At 40.7% G+C, this 8,703-nt stretch carries 5 protein-coding genes and 2 pseudogenes; 5 read left to right on the plus strand and 2 right to left on the minus strand.

Going from position 1 to position 8,703, the window contains the following annotated elements:
• Positions 1-39: 39 nt before the first annotated feature.
• Positions 40-1,020: a tRNA dihydrouridine synthase DusB gene (gene dusB, locus N8M20_RS06845; RefSeq protein ID WP_000183308.1), complete on the minus strand. Its 981-nt coding sequence runs from the start codon at positions 1,018-1,020 to the stop codon at positions 40-42.
• Positions 1,007-1,879, minus strand: a complete 873-nt coding sequence (gene hslO / locus N8M20_RS06850) for an Hsp33 family molecular chaperone HslO (protein ID WP_049521393.1) — start codon at positions 1,877-1,879, stop codon at positions 1,007-1,009. The genes dusB and hslO overlap by 14 nt, the downstream gene beginning before the upstream one ends.
• A 164-nt stretch (positions 1,880-2,043) precedes the next feature.
• Between hslO and N8M20_RS06855 the strand changes: the two genes are divergently transcribed.
• From N8M20_RS06855 to N8M20_RS06875, 5 genes and pseudogenes are all read left to right on the plus strand, one after another.
• On the plus strand, positions 2,044-3,483 hold the full coding sequence (locus tag N8M20_RS06855; protein ID WP_261079524.1) for a helix-turn-helix domain-containing protein: 1,440 nt from the start codon (positions 2,044-2,046) through the stop codon (positions 3,481-3,483).
• Between the two features lie 350 nt (positions 3,484-3,833).
• A complete protein-coding gene (locus tag N8M20_RS06860; RefSeq protein WP_261079525.1) occupies positions 3,834-4,721 on the plus strand; it encodes an Rpn family recombination-promoting nuclease/putative transposase in 888 nt (295 codons plus the stop codon).
• A 14-nt stretch (positions 4,722-4,735) separates the two neighbouring features.
• Positions 4,736-5,191: pseudogene (locus N8M20_RS06865) on the plus strand (Rpn family recombination-promoting nuclease/putative transposase); the annotation flags it as partial.
• Positions 5,192-5,205: 14 nt separating this feature from the next.
• A pseudogene (locus N8M20_RS06870) lies at positions 5,206-5,640 on the plus strand (RpnC/YadD family protein); the annotation flags it as partial.
• 439 nt (positions 5,641-6,079) lie between these two features.
• On the plus strand, positions 6,080-8,703 hold a 2,624-nt coding region (locus N8M20_RS06875), incomplete at its 3' end, for a maebl (protein ID WP_261079526.1).

Raw genomic sequence — 8,703 nt, forward strand, 5'->3', positions numbered from 1 at the left:
AAACCCGTAACCTTTAAGAGAGTTACGGGTTTTAAACTATTAAGCCTTATCCAACTGCAAGAGAGCCTCAATCTCTGCTAGGGTGCTAGCTTGTGAAATGGCTCCACGGAGTTTGGCAGCGCCAGATGTTCCACGGAGGTAGTGAGGAGCGAGGCCACGGAATTCACGAACTGCGACGTTTTCTCCTTTGAGGTTAATCAAGCGTTTCAAGTGTTCGTAGGCGATTTTCATCTTGTCTTCAAAGGTCAAATCAGGTAGGATTTCTCCTGTTTCAAAGTAATGGTTGATTTGGTTGAAGAGGTAGGGATTTCCCATGGCAGCGCGGCCAATCATGACTGCGTCAGCACCGACTTCTTCGATACGTTGTTTGGCTTCTTGAACAGTACGGATGTCACCGTTGGCGATAAATGGAATCTTGGTCAGAGCTTGGGCAACCTTGTGAAGGGTCTCAAGGTCTGCGTGACCTGTATACATTTGCTCACGGGTACGACCATGCATGGCGAGGGCAGAAACACCTGCAGCTTCAGCAGCGAGGGCATTTTCTACTGCAAGAGATGGGTCAGCCCAGCCGGTACGCATCTTGACAGTAAGTGGAATATCAAGGACAGATTGGACCTTATTGATGATAGAGTAAATCTTATCTGGATCCTTGAGCCACATAGCGCCAGCTTCGTTCTTCACGATTTTATTAACTGGGCAGCCCATGTTGATATCCACGATATCGGTTTTGGTGTTTTCTTGGATGAATTCTGCTGCGCGTGCTAGGCTGTCTTCATCACTACCAAAAAGTTGGATAGAAACAGGGTTTTCGCCTTCATCGATATGAAGCATGTGCAGGGTTTTTTCGTTGTTGTATTGGATTCCCTTGTCAGAGACCATCTCCATGACAACGAGTCCAGCCCCAAGCTCTTTTGCGATAGTACGAAAGGCTGAGTTGGTGACACCAGCCATAGGTGCTAAAACGGTACGATTGGGAATCTCAACATTGCCAATCATAAAAGGTGTATTAAGATTTGTCACGAATGAGTTCCTCCAGGTCGTTTTCATCAAAGTTGTAAGTAGTTTGGCAGAATTGACAAGTGATTTCTGCCCCGTGGTCTTCCTCTTTCATTTCCTGTAGGTCTGAGCTTGGAAGGCTGGCAAGAGCGTTCATAAAGCGTTCATGGCTACAGTCACATTGGAAACGGATTTCTTCTTCAGAAAGAAGCTTGTAGGCCTCGTCACCGTAGATAGCCTTGAGGAGGGCTTCGATATGGTCTTCACTTTCCAGAAGGGTTGAGATAGCTGGCATTTCTTGGATGCGTTTTTCAAAGCGAGCAATCTCTTCTTCCTTGGCTCCCGGCAAGACTTGAACTAGGAAACCACCTGCAACTTTTACCTTGTCTTCTTCGTCCAAAAGGACATTGAGGCCGACTGCAGAAGGGGTTTGCTGGCTTTCAGTCAGGTAAAAGGCAAGGTCTTCACCGATTTCCCCAGAGATGAGGGGAGTCATAGAGTTGTAAGGATTTCCAGTACCGTAGTCTGTGATAACGAGGAATTGACCGTTTCCAACAAAAGGTCCGACTAGGACTTCACCAGTTGCAGTCTTTTTGATATCGACACCAGGATTTTGAACGTAACCTTTGACGTTCCCCTTGGTATCAGCAACGGTGATGATAGCACCTAGTGAGCTAGATCCCAGCACCTTAACTGTTAGTTTAGTATTTCCTTTTTCATTGGCTGCGAGAATCTGGCTAGCGATAAGAGTTCGACCAAGCGCTACAGTTGAGCTAGCTTGGGTTTGGTGTTTTTCTTGAGCAGTGCGGACGGTTTCTGTGCTGTCAAGGACAAAAGCACGAAAGGCGCCACTTTCTGATATAGTTTTAATAATTTTATCCATAGCTACTATTTTAGCATAAAAATGCCCAAAGGGGGAGCCGTGTGTTTGCTGATTTTCAGGATAATGGACTAGGAAATTAGCAGGAAAATAAAAAGAGAAACAGATTATTTCAGCATTTGTAAGATTTATGCTATGCTTAAGGTAGAAAATGAAAGGGGTAACAAATGTATTTAGGAGACTTGATGGAAAAGGCTGAATCTGGCCAATTTTCAATCCTTTCCTTTCTATTACAAGAGTCTCAGACGACCGTCAAGGCTGTAATGGAGGAAACAGGATTTTCAAAAGCAACCCTAACCAAATATGTCACCCTTCTCAATGACAAGGCTTTGGATAGTGGCTTAGAGCTGACTATTCACTTAGAAGATGAAAATCTGCGTCTGTCGATCGGTGCAGCTACCAAGGGGAGAGACATTCGGAGCCTGTTTTTGGAGAATGCTGTTAAGTACCAGATTGTGGTCTATCTTCTCTACCACCAACAGTTTTTAGCCCATCAGCTGGCTCAAGAATTGATGATTAGCGAGGCTACGCTTGGCCGTCACTTGGCTGGTTTAAATCAGATTTTGTCAGAATTTGACTTATCCATCCAAAATGGACGTTGGCGAGGTCCAGAGCATCAGATTCGCTATTTCTATTTCTGTCTTTTCCGCAAGGTCTGGTCGAGTCAGGAATGGGAAAGCCATATGCAGAAACCAGAGAGAAAACAGGAGATTGCCAGTTTAGAGGAAATCTGCGGTGCAAGCTTGTCTTCAGGGCAGAAATTGGACTTGGTTCTCTGGTCTCATATCAGTCAACAACGTCTTCGGGTCAATGCCTGTCAGTTTCAAGTGATAGAAGAAAAAATGCGAGGGTATTTTGACAATATTTTCTACCTTCGTTTGCATCGAAAGGCTCCGTCCTTTTTCGCTGGACTACACCTTCCTCTAGGAACTGAGGATGGGGAGATGATGATTTTCTTCTCTTTCCTCCTATCCCATCGCATTCTTCCTCTTCATACAATGGAGTATATCCTTGGTTTTGGAGGGCAGTTGGCAGATTTGCTGACGCAGTTGATTCAAGAAATGAAGAAGGAGGAGTTGCTGGGTGATTATACAGAGGACCATGTCACCTATGAACTCAGTCAGCTTTGTGCTCAAGTCTATCTCTATAAGGGCTATATTTTACAGGACCGCTACAAGTACCAGTTAGAGAATCGTCATCCTTATTTGTTAATGGAACATGATTTTAGGGGAACGGCAGAGGAGATTTTTCATGCTCTATCTGCCTTTCAGCAGGGGACGGACTTAGATAAGAAGATTCTCTGGGAATGGCTGCAGTTAATCGAATATATGGCTGAAAATGGTGGTCAGCATATGCGGATTGGTCTGGATTTGACATCTGGTTTTCTTGTCTTTTCAAGGATGGCAGCCATTTTGAAACGGTATTTGGAATACAATCGTTTTATTACCATTGAAGCCTATGACCGAACTCGGCATTATGATTTGCTGGTTACCAATAACCCGATTCATAAGAAGGAACAAACACCAGTTTATTATTTAAAAAATGACTTGGATATGGAAGATTTAGAGATGATTAGAAAGCAGCTCTATCAAACACCATATAAATAGACTACAATACCAGATAAAACATATAAGATATATCTATTGTGCGATACTGATTACCTTCTATATGATAAAAGCCACTTGTTCCATGGATTCAGTGTGAATTTAGATAGATGAGATTGATTTGTATCACTGTGATAAAATATTAGGCACTTCTCGATAAAGTGTCACTGATTGAAAAATTGGCAATTATAGGAATCAAATTGACTCCTAATCCATAATTTTTTTAACATTTTGATAAAATTTCATCAATCTTTGTTCATTTTTTCCTCTCTTTTTCGAATAATAAATAGATAGTAGCGGTGAATCTAGTAAAGCTAGATTTAAAACTGTGGTATAATAAAAGGAGGAAAAGGATGATTCTAAGACATCCGGGCATCAGCCCAACCAATGACTTGGTTGCTAAGAAAATCTTTAGCAATCCAGAAATCACTTGTCAATTTATTCGCGATATGCTGGATTTACCAGCAAAAACTGTGACCATTTTGGAGGGAAGTAACATTCATGTCTTGCCCACTACACCGTACTCGGCGCAGGATTTTTACACTAGTATAGACGTTTTGGCAGAGTTAGACAATGGGACACAAGTAATCATTGAGATTCAGGTGCATCATCAGAATTTTTTCATCAATCGTCTGTGGGCTTACCTGTGCAGTCAGGTTAATCAAAACCTAGAAAAAATTCGTCAACGAGAAGGTGATACACACCAGAGTTACAAACATATCGCACCAGTATACGCTATCGCAATCGTGGATAGCAACTACTTCTCAGATGACTTGGCTTTTCATAGCTTTAGTATGCGAGAGGACACGACAGGTGCGGTCTTAACCATCACCAATAATGGACAGGAACATCATCTAGTCAAGATGGCGTTCTTGGAATTAAAAAAATACAGAGAAACCAGCAAAGATAGGATTCGCAAGCCGTGGTTGGAGTTTTTCGGGAATAAGCCTTTTACTCAAGAACCAGAGCGAGCTATAAGTCAAGCAGACCAACTGCTGGACTATAAGAGCTGGTCCGAGGAGGACAGGGAAATGTTTAGTCAACTACGTATGCGTGAAGAACAAGCTTTGTTAGCGCAGGACTATGCCTTGGAAACTGCTAGGGCGGAGGGTATCGAACAAGGTCTAGAGCGTGGGAAAATTTTTACTTTTCTAGATTTAGTACGCCAACATGTTATAACTTCCGAATTTGCAAGTGAGCAATTAGGCATGACTGTTGCTGAGTTTGAGTCCTTGTTGTAAGACTAGCACTAACGGTCAAGATGGCGTTCTTGGAATTAAAAAAATACAGAGAAACCAGCAAAGATAGCATTCGCAAGCCGTGGTTGGAGTTTTTCGGGAATAAGCCCTTTACCCAGCGCCCCGAGCGAGCCATCAGCCAGGCAGACCAACTGCTGGACTATAAGAGCTGGTCTGAGGAGGACAGGAAAATGTTTAGTCAACTACGTATGCGTGAAGAACAAGCCTTGTTAGCACAGGACTATGCCTTGGAAACCGCTAGAGCAGAAGGTGTCGAACAAGGTTTAGAGCGTGGCCTTGAACGTGGCCGTGCTGAGGGAATTGAACAAGGCCTTGAACGAGGACGAGCAGAGGGTATCGAAGAGGGATTAAAAGTAGGTCTAGTAAATCTCGTTCGTCAAGGCCTTCTGACTTCAGAGGTTGCGAGTGAGCAGTTGGGCATGACTGTCGCTGAGTTTGAGGCGTTGTTGTAAGACTATTACCAATAATGGTCAAGATGGCGTTCTTGGAACCAAAAAAATACAGAGAAACCAGCAAAGATAGCATTCGCAAACCATGGTTGGAGTTTTTTGGTAATAAGCCCTTTACTCAACAACCCGAGCGAGCCATCAGCCAAGCAGACCAACTGCTAGATTACAAGAGCTGGTCCGAGGAGGACAGGAAGATGTTTAGTCAACTACGTATGCGCGAAGAACAGGCATTGTTGGCACAGGACTATGCCTTGGAAACTGCTAGGGCAGAAGGTATTGAACAAGGCTTAGAACGTGGTCGATCTGAGGGGATTGAACAGGGACTGGAGCGTGGGAAAGTTGAAGGAAGTTTCACTATGTTAGTAAATCTAGTTCGCCAAGGTCTGCTGACTTCTGAAGTTGCCAGCCAGCAATTGGGTATGTCAGTCGCTGAGTTTGAGGCGCTGTTGTAATTAATTAAAAAAATGACAGATTTTTCCTTCATAACAAAAGGAGAAATATGTTTTTTTACAATGGTTAACCACAGTCTAGAAAATGAATTTTTCCTTTTATAATCCTCTAGCATACCATCCAGGGAGCAGGCGATATGCTCTTCCAAAACACGTCAACCACGCGATGGGCTTGCGCCTATCCTTAGTAAGAAAAGGTCAAGGGCAATACAAAGCTCCGCTCCCCTTATTCAAAAAATAGAATTTAATATTAAAAATGTAAGGAGAAAAAGAAATTTTCAAAACAATTTTCATAAAAACTTTGATAAAACAAATAAAATTCCGAACAAAAACGTAACAAAAATTTAATATGAAATGCTTGACAAGGATTTAGGGGGGGGGTATAATTACGGTAGGAGTGTTCTACATTGTACACTACAAATATAAAAATAGAGGTGTCCAAATGGATAAGAAAAGAATGATATTGGCGAGCTTAGCAAGTGCGGCAGTCTTAGGAGCAGGTTTTACTACAGTTCAACCGTTAGTTGTAAAAGCTGACGAAAATGCTGCTAAACCAGCAACGCCAAAAGTGATTCAAGACGCTGAAGCTGATGCTAAGAAAGCTGAAGAAAAAGTTACTGAAGCTCAAGCAAAAGTAGATGCTAAAACAACAGAAGCAACTGCTGCTGCGACTAAAGTAGAAGCAGAGAAAAAAGAGGATGCTGATGCTAAAGCTGCAAAAGCAGAAGCTGATAAAGCAAAAAAAGATGCTGAAACAGAAAAAACTGCTGCAGATGCTGAATTAACTGCAGCTAAAGAAGAAGCTAAACAAGCTGACGCTAAAGCTAAAGAAGAAGAAGCAAAAGCTGAAGCAAAAGCTAAAGAAGATGCTGCTAAAAAAGAAGCTCTTAAAGGTGCTTTAGAAGATCTTGAAAAAAATGCAGAAGCTGCAATCAATGCTAATAATAAAATTTTAGACAAAGATAAAGCTATCAAGGAAGTTAAAGATTTTATTGGGAAAGAAGCTATATTAGCTGCAATTGAAGCTGGAGATATAACAGTAGATGATGCTATTAGTAATTTACCTAATGAAGAAGATGGAAAAGCTGATGAAGCTTTGAAAAAAGAAGATAAAGCCAACAAAGGTAATAAAGATTACAAAAAATTTGAAAATCCTACAAACGGACAAAAGGATGATCTTTCTACTACTAATCCTGAATTAAAATCTCAACTTGATGAAGCTGAAAAAGCTGATGCTGCTCGTCCACAATCAGAAAAAATTCAAGACAAAGCAGATCAATTAGAAGATCAATTGGATAGTGTAGAAAAACAATATGACGAAGCTAAAAAAGTTTCTGATGAAAAAGCTGCTGTTTTAGTCAAAAAAGAAAAAGCTCTTAAAGAAGTTAAAGAAGCTGCTGATATTGCAGAAAAATACAATCTTGAAGATGAGATTGTTAAACCATTAAAAAATGTTGTAACAGAAATCGAAAAAGATCGTAACGAAGCTAATTCTGAATTTGACAAAGCTAATGAAGTTACTGTAGATTATGCAGAACAAGGTAAAGAATTAGAAGCAGAATACAATGATACTGTTGCTGCTGTGAAAGCTGCTAAGGAAGAAGAAGCTAAGAATCCTAAACCAGCAGAAAAACCTGTTGAAAAACCAAAAGTAAAAACAGAAGCTGAAAAAGCTGCAGAAGTAAAAGCCGAAGCTGATAAAAAAGTAGCAGCTGCAGAAGCTAAAGTCGCAGAAGCTGATGCAAAGGTTAACGAAACAACTAAAGCTCTTGAGGAAGCTACAACTAAAGCTACTAAAGAAGAAGCGGATGTTCAACCTGCTGAAGATGCAAAAACTGCAGCAGACAAAGCTAAAGTTGAAGCAGAAGATGAATTAGCTAAAGCTAAAGAAGCAGCAGTAACAGCTAAAGCTAAAGTTGAAGAGCTTAAAAAAGAAGAATCAGATAACTTAGAAGCTCTTAAAGGTGCTTTAGATCAACTTGAAAAAGAAGCTGAAGCTAAAATCAATGCAAATGCTAAGATCAAAGATAAAGAAAAAGCTATCGAAGAAGCCAAAGCTGCAATCGGTAAAGATGCTATCTTAAAAGCTATTGAAAATGGTGACATCTCAGCTACAGAAGCTGCTAAAGAGCTAGAAGATGATAACAATAAAGCTGAAGCTGCTAAAAACCAAGATCCTCAAGATAATAACATTGGAGCAACAACTCCAACTATCGAAAGTGGAGATAAAGTTTCTGAAGCAGATAAAAAAGCATTTGCTGAAGCAGACAAGAAAGCAGCTGCTCGTCCTGAATCAGAAAAAATTCAAGATAGAGTAGATCAATTACTAAAAGAAATCAACTACTTAACAACAATCGCTGATAAAGATAAAGCTGCAGCTGAAGTTCTATTAGAAAAATTCAATCACGCTAAAGAAGTATTACTAGAAGCTGAACAAGCTGAAAGAGCAGCAGAAGAAGCTAATTCTAATCCTGAAGCTCTTAAAGCATTGAAGAAAGTTGTTTCTAATCTAAGACTGGATCGTGACACTGCGAAACAAGAACTAGCTAAAATTCTAGTGCCATTGGAAGCTTACACAGAACAAATCAACAAGCTAACTGACGAGTACAATCAAACTCTTAAAGATTTAGAAGCAGCTAAAGCAGCAGAGAAGAAAGTAGATGCTTTAAAAGTAGAAATTAAAGATTTAGAAGCAGATCTTGCTAAAGACAAAGACAATGAGGAAATTAGCGATAAATTAAATGCAATGCGTTCTGCGTTAGCAAGAGCTGAAAAAGATCTTAAAGAAAATCCGAATGCATTAGTATATGCAGTTTTACTTCCAAAAGTAGATGCTCTGCCAACTGCATCACAAGCGTTAAAAGCAGAAATTAATAAGCTTAGAGAAGAAAAAGAAAAAACAACTGATGATAGCCAAAAAGCTGAATTAGAGAAAAAAATTGCAGAAAAAGAAGCTCTTTTAGCAGAAGTTGAAAAAGCTGAAGAAACACCAGCTCAACCAGCTGAACCTGCAAACCCAGCTCAACCAGCTGAACCTGCAAACCCAGCTCAACCAGCTGAACCTGC

Origin of the sequence: Streptococcus mitis (assembly GCF_946190275.1) — a bacterium.
In the GTDB taxonomy this organism is placed as follows: domain Bacteria; phylum Bacillota; class Bacilli; order Lactobacillales; family Streptococcaceae; genus Streptococcus; species Streptococcus mitis_DC.

Excerpts from the sequence above, each read along its gene's own strand:
- hslO (WP_049521393.1), bottom strand. The coding sequence starts at position 1,879 with ATGGATAAAATTATTAAAACTATATCAGAAAGTGGCGCCTTTCGTGCT.
- N8M20_RS06855 (WP_261079524.1), top strand. The coding sequence starts at position 2,044 with ATGTATTTAGGAGACTTGATGGAAAAGGCTGAATCTGGCCAATTTTCA.
- N8M20_RS06860 (WP_261079525.1), top strand. The coding sequence starts at position 3,834 with ATGATTCTAAGACATCCGGGCATCAGCCCAACCAATGACTTGGTTGCT.